Here is an 18,686-nt window from a genome sequence, read left to right on the forward strand (position 1 = left end):
ATGTTCGAGGGAGAATGTCTGCTCAGTCCAACATCATGATCGAAATAAAGAAACTAAAAAGGGAAAAGAACGCTATTATACTCGGACATAATTACATGGATTATGGTGTTCAGTTAGTCTCGGATTTTACAGGTGACTCTTACGACTTAGCAGTGAAGGCTATGAAAACTAATGCAAAAATGATAGTATTTGCTGGAGTTTATTTTATGGCTGAACAAGCTGCTGCATTGAATCCGGATAAAAAAGTACTATCGCCCGATCCGAATGCTGGTTGTTCGTTGTCAGATTCTCTAGATGTAGATACATTAAAGAAATATAAAGAGATATATCCAGACGCTCCGGTAGTGTTGTATATAAACACGAGTATATACACTAAAGCATTCGCTGACTATATAGTAACTTCCTCTACTGCAGTTAGAGTCGTAAGTAAACTCGACGCTAAGAACATAATTTTCGGTCCAGATGCAAATCTAGCTAACTATGTAGAGCACAAAACCGGTAAGAAATTAATTAAAGTCCCTCCTAACGGAAGATGTATAGTTCATGCAAATTATACCAAGCAGTTAGTATCGATAGCAAGGAAGAAATATCCTAATGCACTTCTTATGGCTCACCCAGAAAGCCCGTTAGAGATTCTTGAGGCAGCTGACTTTGTTGGATCTACTAATCAAATGATAAAATTCGCTAAGGAAAGCCCTAACAAAGAATTCATTGTAGCTACGGAACTGGGAATGATAAATGCATTAAAAATTCAAGTTCCAGATAAGGTATTTTATCCTTTAGTAACCACTGAAGCTTGCGGATGTGCAAGATGCCCTTACATGGCAATGATAACTTTGGAAAAGATTAAGAGATCCCTAGAAGAAGAAGTTTATGAGGTAAAGGTACCTAAGGATGTTGCTGAGAAAGCTAAAGAGGCTTTCGAAAGAACCATTAAGATTCTCGGAGATAATAAATAATATAGTCTATCGCAGATTCTATCTCTTCTAATGTATTGTAGAAATGAGTAGATATTCTTATCCCTTCCCCTCTAGGTGACACGATAATTTTTTTTCTGAGTAAATATTCTGAAGCTTTCCTAGGATTCTTTATCTTGATTACTACTATTCCTGCTTTTTTATTTTCTGGAGTTATAACCTCCAGACCTCTTTCATTAGCTATCTTTATTACGTAGCTAGATAGGTACTGTATTCTTCCAAATATTTCATCTCTGTGTTGGTAAATAATCTCACATGATTTGGCAAGACCTAGATTTGACGCAACATCTATGGTTCCTATCTCGAATCGTCTAGGACCTTTTTCTAGCTCAAACTTTTCTGGGTTAAACTCTAAGAAATTAGATGCACTTTTCCAGCCATAAAACGGTGGATCTTCTAATAGTCCTTCTTTAACATACATGAAGCCTGAACCTTGGGGACTCATTAGCCATTTATACCCACCAGCAACGGCGAAGTCTACATCAAACTTTTTTAAATCTACTTCAGTAGCTCCAGCGCTTTGAATTACATCCAATAATACATATGCTCCTACTTGTTTAGCCTCTTTAACTATTCTACTTACATCGACTTTTACACCCGTGCTAAAACTAACGTGACTTAAGCTAATTAGTTTGGTATTTTTATCTACTCTTGAGAGTATATCATCCTCTATTTTTTCCAGGGATACTTTAGCTATTCTTAGCTCGACTTTCTTATTCTTAACTAACTTAAGAAAAGGATAAACTGTTGCTGGAAATTCAACATTATCTGTAACTACGTTTTCACCTTGCTTAAAGGCTAAACCGTGAGCTATTACATTAATCCCATAGGAAGTGTTAGGTATTAAAGAGATTTCCTCACTTTTTGCATTTACTAGTTTACCTATTTTCTCTCTTATGTGATAAAAGTCGTCGGCTTCCTGTTCGTTAACTGCTATCGTCCCCTTAGTCATAACACTTATCAGATATTTGTTAACTTCGAGGTAGACAGAAAGAGGGGTAGGAGATATGGCAGCGTGATTAAGATATATGTAATGTTGAGTTAAAGGAACTTCATTTCTAAAGTCTTCAATAAAGCCCACTCTTCACTACCTCCTTGATCTCGTTCACTACGTCAGGATCTTCGAGTATGGTAGGATCTACCTCCTTTCCGAGTACGAGATCTCTCAATATTCTTCTTACTACTTTACCGCTTTTAGATTTAGGTAGCCTGTTTACCTCTATAACCTTATCTATTACGTAAATAGGACCTAGAGACTTTCTTGTTTTCTCCCTTATTTTTTCTGGGTCTATATTATTTCCCACCACAAATACGATCATTTTCTCTCCTTTCACTTCATCGGGTACCCCGACGACAGCAACCTCTTTAACCCCGTTTACCTCCATTAGAACATTTTCTACTTCTCCAGTTGTGATTCTATGCCCAGCAATTTTTATCATATCATCGCTTCTACCGACGATCTTCACGTACGGATTATTGATTATTGCAATATCTCCAGTATCATGGTACCCGAATCTCGAGAAATAAGAAGCAAATTTCTCGGAGTTGTTTAGTACACCTATGAACTGAGTGGGGAAAGGTGTTTTACAGATTAAGTAACCAGGTTTATCATAAACCGGTTTTCCTTCGTCATCAACAGTCTCTAGCAGTGCCCCAGGGAATGGTACTCCTGCATAACCGGGTTTAGGTTCTATATTTTCTAGGGAGTACGGAATTCCTACTACATAACCAAGTTCGGTCTGTCCATAAACATCAGTGATCCTCTCTGCAAAAGTTTTAGCATACTCCCATGTTTGATCGTCAAAGATTTCCCCTGCAGTAGCTAAGAATTCAACTCTCGGCAATTTTAAGTCGTATTTTCTCAACGTTCTTAGAAGCGTAGGTGATGTAAATAGGACTTTAGGTCTTAATTCATCGATGATTTTTACTAGCCTATTTTTCGGATAATCTGGGGCTCCCTCCATAAACACGAATGTAGAACCGTGGAGCAGAGTTCCGTACATAATTCTTGAAAAAGTGATCCACCCCATATCGGAAGTAGTTAATACTATATCGCCCTGCTTTAGGTTGAACATTAGGTTAAATACAGTATAATCGCCTACCATCCAGGCTCCATGGGGTAGTATAATGCCTTTGGGCCTACCAGTAGTCCCTGAAGTATACATTACTTTTAACGGTTCATTACTTTCGATTTTCTCAGCTTCGTTGTCTTTATCGCCTTTTTCAACAAGTTCTTTTATCTCTTGAACTTCATTCTTCTCTCTGAAGATCAAATCTCCCTTAATAAATAAGGGGATTTTGTTTCCTCTGCGGACTGTGTAGTTCGCTGTTATTATATAATCAGGCTGAAAATCATCAAGTCTTTTCTTAATAGCCTCTTCTCCTAATCCCGCAAAAATTATCGTGTAAATTCCTCCTACCCACGCCGAAGATAAGACGGATATTATTCCTTGGGGAGTGTTAGGTGTATATATAGCTATCCTAGAGCCTTTTTTAATTCCTTTAGCTCTAAATTCACTGGAGAGCCCCTTAACAGCTCTTTCCAGTTCGTTAAATGTAAGCTCTATTTTTTCTCCGTTTTCGCCGTACCAAACTAATGCAGTCCCAGCATGTGAAATCGCATTTAACGCGATATTGGTTTTACCTCCCACAAACCACCTAGCTACGTATTTCCCCTTAGATACTACTGTACTCCACTTGTCAGACCATTTTAACTTTTCAGCGTATTCTTGCCAATACCAATCTGGCTTTTCGAGAGATTTTTGATAAAGGGTAAAGTAGTCCAACTTTTACTCGATCTTAATTTTAGGTATTTTCCATTTATTATCTTTGAATACTTCATAAGGTATGCTGAAACCATGAGCAAATGCTAGATCTTTTATTGAAATGATTACTTCCACGTCTTTAATTTTGTTCACGCTAGAGATTACTCTTTCTAGACTTTTCTTATCTGCATGGTATTCTGCTATATAATAACCGTTATCGAGCTGCGCAATTGTCAGTAAGCTAGGATCGTTTACAATTCTTTTAGACTTTACGTCGAGTATATAATTTGTATTGCCTAAAGTATACATGAAGCCGTGTAAAACTTCTTTTATGTGTTTGTAGTGGTAATTTCTCCAGTAAGGTATTGCGGGATTCACTTGGATATCTGTCAATAAGTTTACGTCATATTTATCTAATTTTAGAAGTTCTTTTGACGGGATTGATATATATACTTGTTTTCTATTACATACCCATTCCTTATTTTCAAAATCGTAACAGTTTTCATCATTGATAAATCTAAAGCTTTGAACAGAAAGACTTATAGAACATTTCATGTTAAGTTTATCAAAAACTTTTTCATAGGTTTGTTTCATTTCGTCAAATACTTCATAACTTGTATAAAAAACAAGCATAAATGAATCATCTTCAATATCTCCTCTGAAAAGGTTTGCTAAAGGTCCAGTTATCTGTTTTGCCTTTTCGTAAGGTATAGTCGATTTCTCACACCATATGACACCTTTCCATAAGCCCAACTTTTCAGAGTTTATAATGGGAAATACAGTCATCTGATGTTCGTAAAATAAGCTAAGAATCGAATAGTAAACATCATTCACAGGCATCCTGGAAAGAGATGAAATTATATGGGGATTTAATCCCACGAGTCTTATGTATTTTATAAGGTCACTTAGCTTCAACTCTTAGTATTGTTTGTTTGATAAATATATAAAATTTTCTTCAAAATGTATTAAAAGATTAGAAGAAATTTGTTTGTTTTATTTTTCTCTAACCTTAACTATTTTATACCCGCAATAGGGACATTCTGTATATTTTTTCTTAAAAATTCTGCCACAAGCCTCACACTTATATACTACTTTTTTCTTGTTCTTCATCTTAAATCCTAACTTTACGGAGTTAAATTCTATATTAAGATACAATAGTGCGTTTTGTACGCTTAGATCGTCGGTAAATACTACTGAGGGTCTTAATTCGTGTGCTAGCGCAATCACGCTGATATCCGTTTGTGATAATTCACTTTCCTTTATTTGATGTAAAGTCTTTATGACGTAATCCACTGATTCTTTAGAAGGAGATTGTATAATTATTTTTCCTGAATTAATAGATAAATTCAATAAATTTACTGAATTTGAATCTCTTACTTCTTCTATTACGTCAGGTGTTGTATAAACTAAGGGAAATAAATTCTCAAGTCCAGCCAGAAAACCCGCTGTATCGAATATTATCCTTTTCATTACAAGTAACCTAAGTCAATTCTTTTATAGAAACGTAGAATTTTAGCTTTTCTTTCATGTTCGGTAATTATAACCTCCTCATCTTCCCCACTCCTTAAATACCCTACTACTTCACCATCTACTATTATTTTAGCTATTTGAGGGCGTCCTTTATCTTCTAACTTAATAGTGACTTTCTCCTTCATAGGGATAATGATATTATGCATATCTGGAACTACACAGTTCATAAAAGTAATTTCAATACCGTTCACACCTTTATGAAGTAGAGTTCTTGTAGCTGAATAACTCCAAGCCCAGCTTCCTTGAGGAGTAGAAACCAATACACCGTCTCCTTCAAATATGATTTTCTTTTCTCCCATACTGATACTGCCTAGAATAGTCTCAGGGTTATCAAATAATATAGCTACTTCGTTGAATGCCACGGCTCTAGTCTGTTTGGTCCTCAAGTTTAACATCAAATACTCATCTACTATATAATCACCGTTTTTTAGCCTAGTCAAAACATCTTTTACGTTTTCTGGATTTATATCTAATAAGGCTGATCTTCTACCGAACTTGATTCCTATAACTGGGGAGTTTAATTTGACAGCTTTAAGTAGTGTACCATCACCGCCTATTACAACCACAAGATCGTGGTTATTTCCTTCAGTTATTTTAAATCCCATTTCTTCTGCTAATTTCTTAACTTTTTCACTAAATTCAATAGCATCTGGCGAGTTTTTTGTAAGTATTTTGAGTAACATCTACGTTAGTTATGATACTCCTTTAAGATAATAACATTTACCGTGAAGACTTTACTTTCGTTAATTAGCTCGACTTCACCATCATAATTTATTAACCTAACCTTGTAAATCTTTTGTTTTATTCCCTTATATTTTGCACTTATCCAGCTGTTTACTCCGGTCGTCATTATTGTGGTCTTTCCATGAAGTCTTATCGTTACATGTTCTCCAGGCTTGAGTGTGATGGTTGTCTTCTCAGGATTCTCACCTACATATTCAACTGCCGCTATCATAATTTTTCTATAATAGTAGAACCATCCGCGCATTAATAGGATAAATCCTAAAGATAAAGCTAATAAGAGAAGTCCCAGTAACAGATACATATTAATCTCTCATTATAAATCTGTGTAAAGGTTTAAATAGTATAAACAAAATGAAAAAACGGGGATTTAATTTTGGCAGAATTTGACATGGTAGTTATTGGCGGAGGCCCAGTAGGTCTATATGCTACTTTTTATGCAGGATTAAGGGATATGAAGGTTGCTCTTATAGATGCACAAGATGAGTTAGGGGGACAGCTTGTCACTCTATATCCTGAAAAGATGGTTTATGATGTTGGAGGTTTCCCTGGTATATTAGCATACGATTTAGCTCAAAATCTAATCGAACAAGCTAAGATGTTCTCTCCAGAAGTAAGAGTAAAAGAGTGGGCTGACACTCTTCAGAGGGCTAACGATAATATGTGGATAGTAAAGACTGACAAAGGGACGGAATTTAAGACAAAAACAGTGTTAATTGCAGCTGGAATTGGAAAAATAACCCCCACTAGGCTAGGTGCTAAGGGTGAGGTAGAATACGAGAATAAAGGAGTTTATTACACTGTTAGGAGGAAGAAGGACTTTGAGGGTAAGAGAGTACTGATTGTAGGAGGTGGAGACTCGGCGGTTGATTGGGCCTTAACCCTAGCACCTATGGCTAAGTCCGTGACGTTAATTCACAGAAGAGATCAGTTTAGGGCTCACGAAAGGAGCGTAAAGCAGCTATATCAAGTCGCCACAGTTTATACTTGGCACGAGTTAAAGGAAGTTCAAGGCGACGGTAATAAGGTTACTCACGCTGTAATTTTTGACAACAGAACAAAGGAGGAGAAAGTGTTAGATGTAGACGCTGTCATTATTAGCATAGGACACAAAGGAGACTTAGGTAACATGCTAAAGTGGGGACTTAATATGAAAGGAAGGGATATAATAACTAACGCAAAGATGGAAACCAATTTGCCTGGAGTATATGCTGCGGGTGATATCGCGAGCCAAGAAGGTGCACCAAAACTGGCTCTAATTGCAGTTGGTTTCGGACAGGCTGCTATAGCTGTAAGCGTAGCTAAAAAGTACGTGGATCCAAATGCGTCATTATTTGCGGGACATAGCTCTGAGATGGATAAGTTTAAGAAGTAATTTCCTTTTTCTTCCTTTGTTTGTAACTCTACTTTTTTAGCTTTCTTCTTTAATCAATTTTAGTCTTGACAAGCAAAAGGACTACCCCTAAACTGAACGAGATTATAAAAGGAGTCAGAAGTTACTACATAATCGGAGACATTGCACTAGTCTCTCCAAAAGAAGAAGTTAACAAAGAGGAATTAGCTAAAGCGTTGATGAAGATAAACCCTCGTATAAAATCAGTTTTTATTCGTAAGAAAGTCACGGGAGAATTGAGAGTTAATGAACTAGTATTCGCTGGTGGTGAGTACAAGACTACTACTGTTTACAAGGAGAGTGGTCTTAGATTCAAAGTTGATATTTCAAAAGTTTATGTTAACGTGTCTTTATCTTCCGAAAGAGACAAACTCGAAAAAGAAGTAGAGTGTAAAAAGGTATTAGCGGATCTGTTTACAAGTTATGGTGCAATAGCTATACATCTAGCTAGAAAATGCAACTACGTAATTGCTGGAGACTTAAATATCGATGGTCTGTATCTTTTGAAGGAGTCTTTAAACCTCAACAAATTAAAGGGGAACATAGATATGGTGCAATACGACGCTCATTACTTACCCTTTAGGGATAAGAGCGTAGATATAGGAGTTGCTGATAATCCTACTATGATTGAATCCTTTAAGAGCGAAGTGTGTAGAGTATGTAAGGAGGCAATTTTTTACATTTTATGTAAGTCTAAGGACGAAGCTACTCAAAAACTAGGTGAAGCTGATTGGGTAAGAGTTAACGATTATTCTAAGGATCTCTTCATTTTTAAGGGGAGAGTTAGATGTGATAATGAAAAGAGTTAGGTCTGAACCCTGTTGTAATTTCTTAATTATTCTTCTGTCTATGTCTTTCGCAGATTTATCAGCATTTAACATAATTGTACTGTCTGAGATGAAGGTAGATTTCCTGATTATTATTTTATTAGGATTGGTTAGTTGTAACTGACTTGACCCTCTACCCGAAACAATGTCGTATATTCCATTTACGACAATAACGGCATATATATAACTAGTATCCCTCCTAATCTCGTCCTTGACCCTTTCGTCGAGTTGAGAAGCTCCCTTGTCTGCGTTTATTCCTATTATGCAATCTCCCCTAGGGGTTAGAAAGCTATCTTTAGTAACTTCTAAAGTAGTTTTGTGGGTAGCTTTAACGTTATAATGTCCTTTAGCCTTAATTGCGTCAATCATTTTTCTTAGCTAGTATAAATGTATAACCTCTTATTTCTATCAGCTTTGCGTTAGCCTTCTCAGCTATTAATCTAGCAAATTCTCTTCTGTCTTCTACTTCTATTCCTATTTTCACTTTTACTACTTTGTGTTCATCTAGCCTTCGTTTTATTTCTTTAACCACTTCTTCAGTAACTCCTTTCTTTCCTATTCTAACATCGGCGTGGCTAGCTTTAGCCTCCTTTATCAGTCTTTTTAACGGGGTATCTTCTGACCCAACCACAGTATATACATGTTCTAACTATAACTTTATTTTTTATCCTCCTACGCTCTGTTAGTCCCGGAATTAAAGGCACGAAACACTTTCTACAAATTTTTCTCTTATAGATTAATGGAAGCTTAAATCTGAATTTACTTGAATATGTTAATGCCAATCGTACATATCTTCTCGCTAGTTCTATATCTCCTTCTTTTACAATTTGCTCAGCCATGTCAATAAGTTCTAAAGCTCTCTTCCTATGTTCTTTTACTACTTTTATTTTCATCAACATTGATCTTCATTTGTGAGTAAAATTAATCTCATCTTATTGGACTCTTCCCTTGAACTGATACCAAGAGACATCTTATCTCATCCAGCAGTCATAGTAAACGCTAAGAAAAGAGGAAAGGATCCGCATTACATGATCTTAGACAAATCACTTCATTACAGTGCAATGGCTAAGCTTAAGGACAAAGAGAAAAGGGGTAGACCGGACATTGTTCACTTATCGCTGCTGAATTTCTTGTATTTGGAGGACGAGATAAAAGGTGAAGTCTTCGTACACACAATAGACGGGAAAATAATCAGTGTGAGAAATGATACTAGAATACCTAAGAACTACGAAAGGTTCGTGAGCTTAGTGGAACAGTTGCTAAGATATGGTAAAGTTCCGGTAGATTCGGATAAGCCTTTTATGGAGATTACAAGTGAGAGTTTAGGTTCTCTAAAAAAGAAGTATAAGCTAGCAGTCCTTTCTGAAAATGGAGAAAAAGTATCTTTAAAGAAGATTTGCGAGCTAGGTGAAAATTGGTTAATAGGTGTTGGAGCGTTTCCTCATGGAGACTTCTCCGAAGAAGTAAGGGTAAATGCAGATGTTTTTTACTCAATTAGTGATAGAGTTTTAGAAGCACATCAGGTAATATGTAGACTATCATCTGCTTGTCTCTTATTTCTTGGATTCCTTAGAATTTGAAGCATCGAGTATTTTAGCTTTAACTAAGATTATTCCGCCTGGTGTAGGGTTCAAGGATATTACCTCAAATCCATACTCTTCAAGAATCTTCTTAAGGATTATTGAGGCACAAGTAGTAGATTCCAGCCCGAAACCTGTGCCCGTTATTCTAATATCAATTGTTTCACCATTTTGTTTTATTGCAATGTCCTTTACGGGAATAAGTTCTTTAATTTTTTCATAAAGCTCAACTAGATCGGATAGGTTGCTAGCTTTAGTCTTTAGGTAGGATGCTAACTGGATTCCAGTTATCTCACATACCTCTGATGCCTTATTTTTATCATATTCGTAGGCTAGCTTAACTATATTTTCCAAGTACCATACCGTAACTGGGACTATTTCTAAGTCTTTTACGGTCTTGTAGTACTCGACTAAAGAGTTTAAAGTCTCAGAATCTCCTCCCTCTTTTAAGATCTCTAGGATCGCTCTCAGAGCCAAGTTAGTGATAGCATACATTGTATAGCCTTTCTTTTTGACCTCTTGTTCTAACTCCTCTATTAACTCAGCATCTGCAGCTAGGTTCGCCCTTGGCAACTAATTATCACAATAATTTAATTTTAAAAAGTGTGTTAAATAGCTTATCTTTATATAATTTTATTAAGAATGCGGCGTGAATAATGCTATATCCATTAGTACAAACAATATAAGCAAAATTACAAAACCACCTAAATACCAGTTATCGTATTTAAATAGAGCTTTTATCAAATCACTGAAAGAATTAATTTCTACCTCTTCTTTTTTACTCTCAGCCATAAGCGATCCCAATATTACATTTAACTTTTAACTAATAAATTTTAGTTAAATGAAGAGAAGGAAGTCTAATTAACAGTGTTTTAATTTAATAAAGTCTCATTATTGTATAAATATCTCATTTTTAAGTTTTTAATAAACTATTACTAAGTTGTAAGGTCCATTATAAGTGGAAGAAAGATTGTTCATCGTCACTGTTATTATGTCCAGTCCTAAGTCCCTAAATATCTTGTGAAGTTCATCAGATTTCGATTTTTCTTTCATAAGAACTTTTCTATCATTAACTAGAAATGACATATCTTCATTTTCTGCAATTATTATATTTTTGTAGTATAATTTAAGGAAGCTTTTTAGGTCAGTCGTATACTTGAAATGGTAATTGTTTCCGGTAAACTCATAAACATCAACTCTGCTCTTTTCAAAAATCTTTTTGTTTATTATGACACTATCTTTTTCTAGAAATCTAATGAAATTAAATATAGGTAATTTGTCACTATTATTATCAAGGTATACTTCACCTAAAGTTGTGTATCTTAGTTTGAATAGTTTGGAAAGACCCTCTACGTTAGTTGAACCTCCTATTTGAGCTATAAGTAAATTATTTAGTTTATCTATGATTATATCATCAAAATTTAGTAAAGATGGCGGATAATCAGCCATTAGTGGTTCTCGGTTTATTTCCTTTTTTAAAGAATAATATAAAAATTTTATCTCAAACTTACTAGCAGAAATAGATGGAAATCCTATCACTGGAATTTTATCTATTAACGCGTATCTATGTAGCCACATTAATTCTCCTCTTATTTTTTCAGAGAATACCCTAAGCTTAGGTACTTTTCTGTTCTCGTTCTCTGATATAATTACAGTGGGATTAAGAATGAAAAGGTTGCATAAATCTTCCCTGTTCAAAGACAGTATTGAATTCTCTAATTTCTTTTCCTCGACTTTTCCTTCTCCAATTGTAGGTATTGACGTATAAACTAACTCGACTAGTTTTTCCCTTTCTACGATATCACAAACGTCTTTTACCTCTCCTAACTCTTTTAGTTTTTCTAAGAAATTTTCGTATTCTAACTTAGCTCTTACAGGGTTAACAAAGTCTTCCAATCCAAAGTCGAAAGGATTTAATGACACTAGTTCCCATCTTCTAGGGTTAAAAACTAAAAATCTCATTATTGGTGATTATCTTATTAGATAAACGCATATAAAACTAATTCCTATTATTATAGACAGTGATGTTTGCTCATGCTCACTTAATTCGACAAATGAGGGTCTTTGGCGATAATTATGATTTGTTAGCCTATACCCTTGGGGCCAAAAAGGATGATATTATTAAACTTATAACTAGTATGAAAAAGAATCTATATTTAACGCCGATAATTAAATTTGAAGGCTTTTCGCTGTGTAAAGGGTTACATAACAAGAGCAAAATTTTGAGGATTAGCATTAAGGGTAGGAAAGCACTAATCGAAGAGAATGAACTGAAAATTAAGGAGATTAGGAATTACTCAGGAAAACCTGATGAGTACGATCTTGAATTGGATACATGGAACCCTAACTTCAACAAAAGGGCAGATTATATCAGAGTAGAATCTACCGAATTCGATGACAACAGAGGGTTAAAAGAAGGGGATGATACGAGGGTGATAGATGTAAAAGGGTACATAGTAGACTACGGGAAGAGAGACTTTTTTGTAGATTTGATAACACCTGATGAAGAAGTTCTCAATGAACTTGAATATTTTCCTTTTATAAGGGTAGCATATGAGCTTGAAGATCTGGAAGGATTAAGCCTACATTTAGTAGAATTATACGTACCAGAAAGTTATCTGAATTTAGTTATAAAAAGCATTGATTATATGTGTAGAATAACACTATGTGAAAAAGTAATTAGCTTTTCGTCATTAAAGGGAGGCTAAATTATATCGAGATTTATTACTTTAGGTAGTATTCCTCTTTCGGCAGTGAGTTTATAGAAAGTCTCTAAGCCCCTCTTTACGTCCGCTAAAGGTACGTTATATTCTTGAATATCAGCCCATATTGTCTTTCTAATAATTTCTTCTTCTATATTTTCATTATGAGCTTCTCTCATGATTTCGGCATCTTTCTTTATAATTTCGTCCAAATGTTTTTCTGCATAAACTTTACTCTTTAGATAGGCTTCTTTGAACTTTATAGCTATATCCTTACCTAGATCTTTATTCACTACTACCATTCCCATAGGCATGGGAGCGTTTCCGGCAACTTGCTTCCATAGCTCCCACATGCTAGCAATTCTGTGTACTTTGATCCCTAACTTCTCTAAGGCATACATCATTTTCAGTTCATGTACAGCAACTAATACATCTCCTTCTTTACCTAATCCTTTTATCTCATCAAGGACTTTTTTAATTATAACAAGCTTTCTATACTTACCTATAAGCAGCTTGTACAAGGTATATGCTGTTGTATTATGGCCATGCACTATAACTCTGGAATTCTTTAAGTCTTCCAGGGTTAAAGGCGACGTAGATAAAATGGGCATCCCGGTTATCCCGTCTATTGCTGAAGCTACGGCTTCCCCTATCACGTAATAATCTTGCTGAATATAAGGATACATTGCAGCAGATGGTACAGCTACATCTACATCTTTTTTCAAAACCTTCTCGTTAGTATCTTGTACGGTAGTAATCACTTCGAATTCTAAGTTAATCCCCTCCGGCTTTACTTTACCCTCAATTAATGGTATAAATGGGTATAGGTCTCCTGAGTCTGCTAATGGCCCAACTTTTATTGTTACCATGACCAAATTCTTTGCTAGTGTGAATAAAAATGTTTGTTGCGGTAGGTTCTACAAACAAGGCAAAGGTAGAGGCTGTCAAGGAAGCTCTCAGAATTATAGGTATGAAAGCTGAAGTTAAAGCCGTAAAAGTAGATCCGGAAATACCTCCTCAACCAGTTTGCAATCAAACTTTTGTAGGTGCCAAAACTAGGGCTTACAAAGCGTTAAGACACACACATGCTGATATTGGAATAGGAATAGAGGGCGGTGTATTTTATTATGAAAATAGAATGTTGGCCTATGCAGTGGTTTATGCGGCAAGTAAAAAAGGGATAGAGAACTTCGCGTTTTCAGCATCTTTTCCTTTACCTCCCTCAATGACTTCGCTTTTAGTCGAAGGAAAGGAGTTAGGTGAGGTTACAGATATTATATTCTCTACGAAAGAGAGTAAACAGAGTGAAGGGGCAATAGGGTACTTAACTAAAATGCATATAACTCGTAAAGATCTTTACGTTCAACCTGTTGTGATAGCCTTATATCCTTTTTACAACAATGTAGATTAATGGCAAATAAAAAGAGAGTTCTAATACTAGGGGCTGGATTTGCGGGCTTGACTATTGCTCACCGATTGAGGGAAAATATTCCAGATAAAGCTTACATTATAGTTATTTCAGAATCGGATCGAGTTTACGACAATACAATATTTCCAGCTCTGCTTACAGACGATGTAAAAATTGAAAACACGTATTTTCTTGCATCTCAAAAATTACCGCCAAGAGGCATTGAGTTCATTGAAAGTAAGGCCTTAGAAATACGACCAGAATCTAATGAAGTAAAGACAGATAAAGGCACATTTGATTATGACTACTTAGTTGTCGCTCTAGGCGGAGCTTATGAAGAAAACTTCAATAAAATTAAGGGTCATGAAAACGCATTTATGCATCACACACTTGAGGGATTTTTAGGTATAAAAAAGGTTGTAGAAGAAAAAGATGAAATAAACGCATTCGTAGGTAATGCAATGAACAGCCCTATCGAAGGTCCCTCCTATCAAGTTGCCTTTATACTGGAATATCTGGGTAGAAAACTGGGAAAGAGAGTAACAGTATATCTAGGTACACAAAGCCCTAAAGGTATATTCGGGATATTGCCGGTAGATTGGATCCCAAAACAAGTGAATGCGTATGCTGAAAAAAGAGGGATTAAGTTAATAAAAGGAGTTTATGTTAAGGAGATCTCTAGAAACAAAGTTTTGTTAAGTAACGGAAACGAGATAGATTCTAACTTAATTTCCGTTCTTCCTACACTCTCCGCACCCGAAATAGCAAAGAAAGCTGAGTTAACAGACGAATCTGGGTTCATCTCGGTGGAACATCCCACTTTTAGATCTACTAAATTTAGGAATATATTCGCAGTCGGCGATTCTGCAAAAGGTATGATCCCGGCAAAGACCGGAAGAGCGGCTATGATATCAGCTGAAAATGCAGCCGCTACAATAGTAAAGGAGCTTAGTGGTAAAACTCTACCTTATTATGCACAAGGAGTCATATGTATGATGCATGCAGGAGATTATTCAGGGATGTTGATATTCGATGTAAATAAATATGTTAAGAAAATAGACTTTAGGTGGGGCTCGATGTACAAATATCTCAAGAAGTTATATTCTGCAATGTTAATATCGTCTGCATTCAGTGTACCATACCACATGGCGTTACCATATTACAATTAATTTTTTGAAATCAATAAAATACATCTCCCTTAACTAGCTTTGAAAAGAGGATACCAAGTTCAGGCAGTTTTACAGTATCATGCTCATTAGGTCTAGGAACCGTTGATAAGTAAACACCGTAGTCTTCATGTTTTCCGTCCTTAGGTTCTCCATAAGGTGAGAATATTATGAAATCCTGAACTCTATTTATTATCTCTTTAACGAAGCCGTCAATCTCTTTATAGATCTCACACTTATCTATACTCCCGTTATTTATTAAGAACCTGTCTAGAGCTGTAACATCTGCTATTACTGGGTTTTCATCTATGTTTTTAAATATAGCTTCTTTAACTTTGTTTAGTTCGTCCTTTATGGGTACAGTCTTGTCATAAGGTAATTTAACCTCTCCATAGGTAGGATTAGTTATAGGTATATTAATTGGAACTGCCTTAGTAATCTTGATTAACTTCAAATCAGGGAGAGAAGATAGAAAACCGCTTTCGTTGATATCATCTGTCATTTCTAAAATGCTAAGCCATGCAGGAGTAGGGTGGTTGTTCTTGTTCTTATTAGCCACTACTCCCCTGAAAGTACTACTGAAGAGCATCAACAAAGTTCTAGGATTACATTTCATAAAACTTGAATAACTCAATCCATCAATTCCTAAAAGCAACGGTTTCATATTATTCACCTAACAATGCCTTAATTCTTGTCTCTATCTCTTCTCTAGGAACTGCTCCCAACAATTCATCTACTGGTTCTCCGTTCTTGAAGAATATAACTGTAGGTAAGCTCATTACTCCATATCTGGCTGAGATATCTGGATTCTCATCGCTGTTAACTTTTCCAAAACCTACTTGTGGGTAATCGTGGGCTAGCTCTTCAATTATAGGTGCTAATATAAGGCAAGGAGCGCACCACTCAGCCCAAAAGTCTACAACAGCAACCTTATGTGAGTTTATGAAAGAGTCAAAGTTACTGGAATCAAGATGTGCTACTGGCTCTCTCCTCTGCTCTTCTTTTTTAGAAGCTACTTTAGCTAGCTTTTTAGCTTTTTCCTCCAAAAGCTTTTGTAACTCAGGATCATTTTCCTCGTTCATAACTATCCAGATAGTGTTTTCCTCGCACTTTAAAAAGTTTATTTTGTTTAATTTCTAAAAATGATGTTATGGTTGAAACTATCATAGTAGGTGGAGGAATTGTAGGTGCCGTCGTTGCTGATAAGCTTCAAGATATGAACAAAGATGTAAAGATTATAGAAAAAGAACGTAAAGTTAAACAGCTTAACTCAAACCGAAGCGTATGGTCTATTATACCACCATTATGCGGAGACTTAATGGAAAAGTGCTTATCTTCAATAGATTATTATGTCCAGCTATCACATAAGTACGGTGTTATATACAAGGAAATGAGTGTTATATCAGATAAACAGATAGGAAGAGAAATTTCGATGAACAAATTGAGAGAGATAGAACCCGATATTACTGTACCTGAGAGTACAAAAATGTACATCTACGAAAGGGCTCTTTATTTAGATGGAGAGAAACTTTTAGAAAAGGTAACGAAAAGTGTTATGATAAATGAGGAAGTGATCGGATACGAGATTAAGGATAACAAGATAACGAAATTACACCTTTCGTCAGGAGAGAATATTTCGGTGAACGGGAACGTTATTTTCTCTACCGGTTATCTCACTATAAAACTTTTTGATATCAAAGATCTCGAGGTTTATAAGGGTCATTTGATCTCGAGTTCTTCTTCCTTCACTTTAAATAATATCTTGTTTTACAAAGGTAAGATATTCTTAAAGAGAAGAGGTTCAGAAGTTATTATCAGTTCGGATGCAGAGAAAACCACAGATAATAAGATAAACTATGAGAAAGTAAATGATGCGGTGAATACAGTTAACTCCATCTATCCATTGGGTCATCGGATTTTAGTTAGCGTAGGTTTCAGGACAGCTTCGAGCAGCAAAAAGTACGTTATTGAAAAAATTGCTGAAAACGCGCTAGTTATTACTGGATTTAGATTTGGGTTTGCAATGGCTCCCTTTATTGTGGACGAGGCTTTAGGTCTTCTAAAGAGTGGGTCGTCATGAGAGTAAACTTCTTAATATCTACAAAAGATCCTGTAGGAATTACGATTAAAAAACTAGGGTATAGGTTTGATGAAATAGAAGATGATGTGATAGATTTCAAGTACGACAAGGGAGACGTTATTGTTATATTTTCACGTCATGAGAGCTCGTCTAAGACTCCTTCATTAACTGTTCATTACCCTGGAAATCCGGGGTCTAATGCTTTTGGAGGAGAACCTTTTAAACTAGGGATAGCCTTTCCTAAATTATTATCCTCAATTTTTAGAGAGATATTAACTTTACCCGTGGATATCCAAAAGGCTATTGAAGCTACTCATCATGGCCCCACGTATCAGACTCATCCGGTGATCTTTGTGGAGATAGGTAGCGATATAAACTACTGGCAAAACGAGAACCTTGTAAAAATGATGGTTGAGGCTACCTTGAGAGGTGTAGACAAGTTCGATCAAACCGTATGTGAAGAGATCATTGCGGGAGTAGGAGGGACTCACTATACACCTTATTTTTCGAAGATAAGTACGTCTAAATGTATAGGGCATGTTGTATCCAAATATTACTTAAATGAGATAAACCAAGAGGTTGTGAGGCAAGTTATCATGAATTCCGTTGAGAAAGTAGATAAAATAATATTCGATAACGTTAATTCTTCTATTAAGAATAAAATTATAGAGTATATAAAATGGATCAACAGTAATATAAAATTAGAGTCTAGATAAGATTTCAGTTGTTAAAATAGGAGTTCCGATACAGATTATCTTGCAGTTTTTTGCATTCTCGTCATTGCATTTGACTATACTTATACTTGCATTTGGTAGTGAGATTCCCCAAGAACCAATGTCGTCTAAATCTATAAGATATGAGAGAAAAGCCCTAATCGGGTCGTAATGACTAACGGCGATAATTGTTCCTTCCTCTTTCTTAATAGTATCTTCTACGAAGCTAACTATCCTCTTCATCAAGATCTCCCATGGCTCTAATCCTTTAGCCGAGATTTCTCTCTTGTAAACTTTTACTCTCCAGTTATTGATTTCGTCAATTCTAAAGTTATTCAATTCGCCTAATTCCCTCTCTCTTAATCTATCATCTATGATTGGCACTAGTCCTAACTCCTCTCCTATTATCGATGCAGTTTGGTAAGCCCTTAGTATAGGACTACTATAAAGTCTCGTTACTGTTGGGATTTTCCTTAACTCTTTAGCGGTCTCTTTAGCCTGTTGTCTACCTTCGTCAGTCAACGGGTATTTATTTATATCGTCAGAAAGAATTCTTTGAACGTTTGAGACTGATTGGGCATGTCGAATAAACACTATAACAACCATGTTAAAGAGCTTTTACACGCTGATTATAAAAAATTGTTTTTGAATAATTGAGTGTGGAGATAGTGTCGTCATTAAGTTACAAATTCTGGGATTAACCTTCTCTCCCACAAGACTAGGGCTATGGAGTACATCATGCTACGAATGCTCCTATTTACTGCCTTCGTTGCTCTCTTGAATCTAATTAGCCTGTCCCTTAAT

Annotated in this window: 25 protein-coding genes and 1 pseudogene; 9 read left to right on the forward strand and 17 right to left on the reverse strand. The window is 35.7% G+C overall.

Annotated elements, in window-relative coordinates:
- The first annotated feature begins 14 nt into the window (after window positions 1-14).
- On the forward strand, window positions 15-959 hold the full coding sequence (nadA, locus tag WIW52_RS06500; protein WP_337709363.1) for a quinolinate synthase NadA: 945 nt from the start codon (window positions 15-17) through the stop codon (window positions 957-959).
- On the opposite strand, the gene WIW52_RS06505 is transcribed toward nadA, so the two are convergent.
- The 6 genes from WIW52_RS06505 to WIW52_RS06530 all read right to left on the reverse strand — a co-directional run bounded on the left by WIW52_RS06505 (window position 934) and on the right by WIW52_RS06530 (window position 6,317).
- The gene (locus WIW52_RS06505) at window positions 934-2,058 is read right to left on the reverse strand and encodes an aminotransferase class V-fold PLP-dependent enzyme (protein ID WP_337709365.1); all 1,125 of its coding nucleotides are present in this window, start codon (window positions 2,056-2,058) and stop codon (window positions 934-936) included. The two genes, nadA and WIW52_RS06505, sit on opposite strands and share 26 nt — an antisense overlap.
- On the reverse strand, window positions 2,045-3,763 hold the full coding sequence (locus WIW52_RS06510; RefSeq protein WP_337709367.1) for an AMP-binding protein: 1,719 nt from the start codon (window positions 3,761-3,763) through the stop codon (window positions 2,045-2,047). Before WIW52_RS06510 ends, WIW52_RS06505 begins: the two co-directional genes overlap by 14 nt.
- 3 nt (window positions 3,764-3,766) lie before the next feature.
- Window positions 3,767-4,576 (reverse strand): hypothetical protein, encoded by an 810-nt coding sequence (locus tag WIW52_RS06515; RefSeq protein WP_337709369.1) that lies wholly within the window; start codon window positions 4,574-4,576, stop codon window positions 3,767-3,769.
- Between the two features lie 159 nt (window positions 4,577-4,735).
- Window positions 4,736-5,212 carry an NOB1 family endonuclease gene (locus WIW52_RS06520; protein ID WP_337709371.1) on the reverse strand — a complete coding sequence of 159 codons (477 nt, stop codon included), beginning with the start codon at window positions 5,210-5,212 and terminating at the stop codon, window positions 4,736-4,738.
- Entirely contained in the window at window positions 5,212-5,955 is a 744-nt protein-coding gene (locus WIW52_RS06525; protein ID WP_337709372.1) for an NAD(+)/NADH kinase, read from the reverse strand. The genes WIW52_RS06520 and WIW52_RS06525 overlap by 1 nt, the downstream gene beginning before the upstream one ends.
- Window positions 5,956-5,960: 5 nt before the next feature.
- Complete coding sequence (locus WIW52_RS06530) at window positions 5,961-6,317, reverse strand: hypothetical protein (RefSeq protein ID WP_337709374.1); 357 nt, start codon at window positions 6,315-6,317, stop codon at window positions 5,961-5,963.
- Between the two features lie 87 nt (window positions 6,318-6,404).
- Between WIW52_RS06530 and WIW52_RS06535 the strand changes: the two genes are divergently transcribed.
- Window positions 6,405-7,388, forward strand: a complete 984-nt coding sequence (locus tag WIW52_RS06535) for an NAD(P)/FAD-dependent oxidoreductase (protein ID WP_443294976.1) — start codon at window positions 6,405-6,407, stop codon at window positions 7,386-7,388.
- Window positions 7,389-7,453: 65 nt separating this feature from the next.
- Window positions 7,454-8,215 (forward strand): methyltransferase domain-containing protein, encoded by a 762-nt coding sequence (locus WIW52_RS06540; protein ID WP_337709376.1) that lies wholly within the window; start codon window positions 7,454-7,456, stop codon window positions 8,213-8,215.
- Here the strand turns inward: WIW52_RS06540 and WIW52_RS06545 are convergent.
- Genes WIW52_RS06545 through WIW52_RS06555 form a run of 3 tightly spaced genes read right to left on the reverse strand, consistent with a single transcriptional unit; the run spans window position 8,123 to window position 9,126 of the window.
- Window positions 8,123-8,602, reverse strand: coding sequence for a DUF371 domain-containing protein (locus WIW52_RS06545; RefSeq protein ID WP_337700854.1), 480 nt, complete (start codon window positions 8,600-8,602; stop codon window positions 8,123-8,125). The two genes, WIW52_RS06540 and WIW52_RS06545, sit on opposite strands and share 93 nt — an antisense overlap.
- The gene (locus WIW52_RS06550) at window positions 8,595-8,864 is read right to left on the reverse strand and encodes a YhbY family RNA-binding protein (protein WP_337700851.1); all 270 of its coding nucleotides are present in this window, start codon (window positions 8,862-8,864) and stop codon (window positions 8,595-8,597) included. The genes WIW52_RS06545 and WIW52_RS06550 overlap by 8 nt, the downstream gene beginning before the upstream one ends.
- Entirely contained in the window at window positions 8,815-9,126 is a 312-nt protein-coding gene (locus WIW52_RS06555; protein ID WP_337709377.1) for a ribonuclease P protein component 4, read from the reverse strand. Before WIW52_RS06555 ends, WIW52_RS06550 begins: the two co-directional genes overlap by 50 nt.
- 27 nt (window positions 9,127-9,153) lie before the next feature.
- Here WIW52_RS06555 and WIW52_RS06560 point away from each other — a divergent pair, with 27 nt between their 5' ends.
- A complete protein-coding gene (locus WIW52_RS06560) occupies window positions 9,154-9,813 on the forward strand; it encodes a 16S rRNA methyltransferase (protein ID WP_337709402.1) in 660 nt (219 codons plus the stop codon).
- Here the strand turns inward: WIW52_RS06560 and WIW52_RS06565 are convergent.
- From WIW52_RS06565 to WIW52_RS06575, 3 genes are all read right to left on the reverse strand, one after another.
- On the reverse strand, window positions 9,787-10,386 hold the full coding sequence (locus tag WIW52_RS06565) for a hypothetical protein (protein ID WP_337700847.1): 600 nt from the start codon (window positions 10,384-10,386) through the stop codon (window positions 9,787-9,789). The two genes, WIW52_RS06560 and WIW52_RS06565, sit on opposite strands and share 27 nt — an antisense overlap.
- A gap of 63 nt (window positions 10,387-10,449) precedes the next feature.
- Window positions 10,450-10,605, reverse strand: a complete 156-nt coding sequence (locus WIW52_RS06570) for a hypothetical protein (RefSeq protein ID WP_196770238.1) — start codon at window positions 10,603-10,605, stop codon at window positions 10,450-10,452.
- Window positions 10,606-10,734: 129 nt separating this feature from the next.
- Window positions 10,735-11,775, reverse strand: a complete 1,041-nt coding sequence (locus WIW52_RS06575; RefSeq protein WP_337709380.1) for a hypothetical protein — start codon at window positions 11,773-11,775, stop codon at window positions 10,735-10,737.
- Window positions 11,776-11,951: 176 nt separating this feature from the next.
- Here WIW52_RS06575 and WIW52_RS06580 point away from each other — a divergent pair, with 176 nt between their 5' ends.
- Complete coding sequence (locus WIW52_RS06580) at window positions 11,952-12,521, forward strand: hypothetical protein (RefSeq protein WP_337709381.1); 570 nt, start codon at window positions 11,952-11,954, stop codon at window positions 12,519-12,521.
- Here WIW52_RS06580 and WIW52_RS06585 read toward each other — a convergent pair.
- A complete protein-coding gene (locus WIW52_RS06585; protein WP_337709383.1) occupies window positions 12,518-13,384 on the reverse strand; it encodes a menaquinone biosynthesis family protein in 867 nt (288 codons plus the stop codon). The two genes, WIW52_RS06580 and WIW52_RS06585, sit on opposite strands and share 4 nt — an antisense overlap.
- Window positions 13,385-13,413: 29 nt before the next feature.
- On the opposite strand from WIW52_RS06585, the gene WIW52_RS06590 reads away from it, so the two are divergent.
- Window positions 13,414-13,926, forward strand: coding sequence for an inosine/xanthosine triphosphatase (locus WIW52_RS06590; protein ID WP_337709385.1), 513 nt, complete (start codon window positions 13,414-13,416; stop codon window positions 13,924-13,926).
- Entirely contained in the window at window positions 13,926-15,092 is a 1,167-nt protein-coding gene (locus WIW52_RS06595) for an NAD(P)/FAD-dependent oxidoreductase (RefSeq protein WP_337709387.1), read from the forward strand. Before WIW52_RS06590 ends, WIW52_RS06595 begins: the two co-directional genes overlap by 1 nt.
- Before the next feature lie 10 nt (window positions 15,093-15,102).
- Here the strand turns inward: WIW52_RS06595 and WIW52_RS06600 are convergent, their stop codons facing one another.
- Both WIW52_RS06600 and trxA read right to left on the reverse strand, forming a co-directional pair.
- Window positions 15,103-15,753: a hypothetical protein gene (locus tag WIW52_RS06600; protein ID WP_337709389.1), complete on the reverse strand. Its 651-nt coding sequence runs from the start codon at window positions 15,751-15,753 to the stop codon at window positions 15,103-15,105.
- Between the two features lies 1 nt (window position 15,754).
- Window positions 15,755-16,171 carry a thioredoxin gene (gene trxA, locus WIW52_RS06605; RefSeq protein ID WP_337709391.1) on the reverse strand — a complete coding sequence of 139 codons (417 nt, stop codon included), beginning with the start codon at window positions 16,169-16,171 and terminating at the stop codon, window positions 15,755-15,757.
- A gap of 68 nt (window positions 16,172-16,239) precedes the next feature.
- On the opposite strand from trxA, the gene WIW52_RS06610 reads away from it, so the two are divergent.
- Together WIW52_RS06610 and WIW52_RS06615 are read left to right on the forward strand one after the other, a co-directional pair.
- Entirely contained in the window at window positions 16,240-17,169 is a 930-nt protein-coding gene (locus WIW52_RS06610) for an FAD-dependent oxidoreductase (protein WP_337709393.1), read from the forward strand.
- Window positions 17,166-17,885: a D-aminoacyl-tRNA deacylase gene (locus WIW52_RS06615; RefSeq protein WP_337709394.1), complete on the forward strand. Its 720-nt coding sequence runs from the start codon at window positions 17,166-17,168 to the stop codon at window positions 17,883-17,885. Before WIW52_RS06610 ends, WIW52_RS06615 begins: the two co-directional genes overlap by 4 nt.
- On the opposite strand, the gene WIW52_RS06620 is transcribed toward WIW52_RS06615, so the two are convergent.
- Together WIW52_RS06620 and WIW52_RS06625 are read right to left on the reverse strand one after the other, a co-directional pair.
- Window positions 17,871-18,488: a 2,3-diphosphoglycerate-dependent phosphoglycerate mutase gene (locus WIW52_RS06620; RefSeq protein ID WP_337709396.1), complete on the reverse strand. Its 618-nt coding sequence runs from the start codon at window positions 18,486-18,488 to the stop codon at window positions 17,871-17,873. The two genes, WIW52_RS06615 and WIW52_RS06620, sit on opposite strands and share 15 nt — an antisense overlap.
- Window positions 18,489-18,559: 71 nt before the next feature.
- Window positions 18,560-18,686, reverse strand: a pseudogene (locus WIW52_RS06625) (IS1 family transposase); the annotation flags it as partial.

The sequence above is a fragment of the Stygiolobus sp. RP850M genome (genome assembly GCF_037389295.1).
Classification (GTDB): Archaea; Thermoproteota; Thermoprotei_A; order Sulfolobales; family Sulfolobaceae; genus Stygiolobus.

Bases quoted from the DNA above. Each gene is read 5' to 3' on its own strand.
- nadA (WP_337709363.1), top strand. From the start codon at position 15: ATGTCTGCTCAGTCCAACATCATGATCGAAATAAAGAAACTAAAAAGG.
- WIW52_RS06520 (WP_337709371.1), bottom strand. From the start codon at position 5,212: ATGAAAAGGATAATATTCGATACAGCGGGTTTTCTGGCTGGACTTGAG.
- WIW52_RS06525 (WP_337709372.1), bottom strand. From the start codon at position 5,955: ATGTTACTCAAAATACTTACAAAAAACTCGCCAGATGCTATTGAATTT.
- WIW52_RS06530 (WP_337709374.1), bottom strand. From the start codon at position 6,317: ATGTATCTGTTACTGGGACTTCTCTTATTAGCTTTATCTTTAGGATTT.
- WIW52_RS06535 (WP_443294976.1), top strand. From the start codon at position 6,405: ATGGTAGTTATTGGCGGAGGCCCAGTAGGTCTATATGCTACTTTTTAT.
- WIW52_RS06545 (WP_337700854.1), bottom strand. From the start codon at position 8,602: ATGATTGACGCAATTAAGGCTAAAGGACATTATAACGTTAAAGCTACC.
- WIW52_RS06555 (WP_337709377.1), bottom strand. From the start codon at position 9,126: ATGAAAATAAAAGTAGTAAAAGAACATAGGAAGAGAGCTTTAGAACTT.
- WIW52_RS06570 (WP_196770238.1), bottom strand. From the start codon at position 10,605: ATGGCTGAGAGTAAAAAAGAAGAGGTAGAAATTAATTCTTTCAGTGAT.
- WIW52_RS06575 (WP_337709380.1), bottom strand. From the start codon at position 11,775: ATGAGATTTTTAGTTTTTAACCCTAGAAGATGGGAACTAGTGTCATTA.
- WIW52_RS06580 (WP_337709381.1), top strand. From the start codon at position 11,952: ATGAAAAAGAATCTATATTTAACGCCGATAATTAAATTTGAAGGCTTT.
- WIW52_RS06585 (WP_337709383.1), bottom strand. From the start codon at position 13,384: ATGGTAACAATAAAAGTTGGGCCATTAGCAGACTCAGGAGACCTATAC.
- WIW52_RS06590 (WP_337709385.1), top strand. From the start codon at position 13,414: ATGTTTGTTGCGGTAGGTTCTACAAACAAGGCAAAGGTAGAGGCTGTC.
- WIW52_RS06595 (WP_337709387.1), top strand. From the start codon at position 13,926: ATGGCAAATAAAAAGAGAGTTCTAATACTAGGGGCTGGATTTGCGGGC.
- WIW52_RS06600 (WP_337709389.1), bottom strand. From the start codon at position 15,753: ATGAAACCGTTGCTTTTAGGAATTGATGGATTGAGTTATTCAAGTTTT.
- trxA (WP_337709391.1), bottom strand. From the start codon at position 16,171: ATGAACGAGGAAAATGATCCTGAGTTACAAAAGCTTTTGGAGGAAAAA.
- WIW52_RS06610 (WP_337709393.1), top strand. From the start codon at position 16,240: ATGGTTGAAACTATCATAGTAGGTGGAGGAATTGTAGGTGCCGTCGTT.
- WIW52_RS06615 (WP_337709394.1), top strand. From the start codon at position 17,166: ATGAGAGTAAACTTCTTAATATCTACAAAAGATCCTGTAGGAATTACG.
- WIW52_RS06620 (WP_337709396.1), bottom strand. From the start codon at position 18,488: ATGGTTGTTATAGTGTTTATTCGACATGCCCAATCAGTCTCAAACGTT.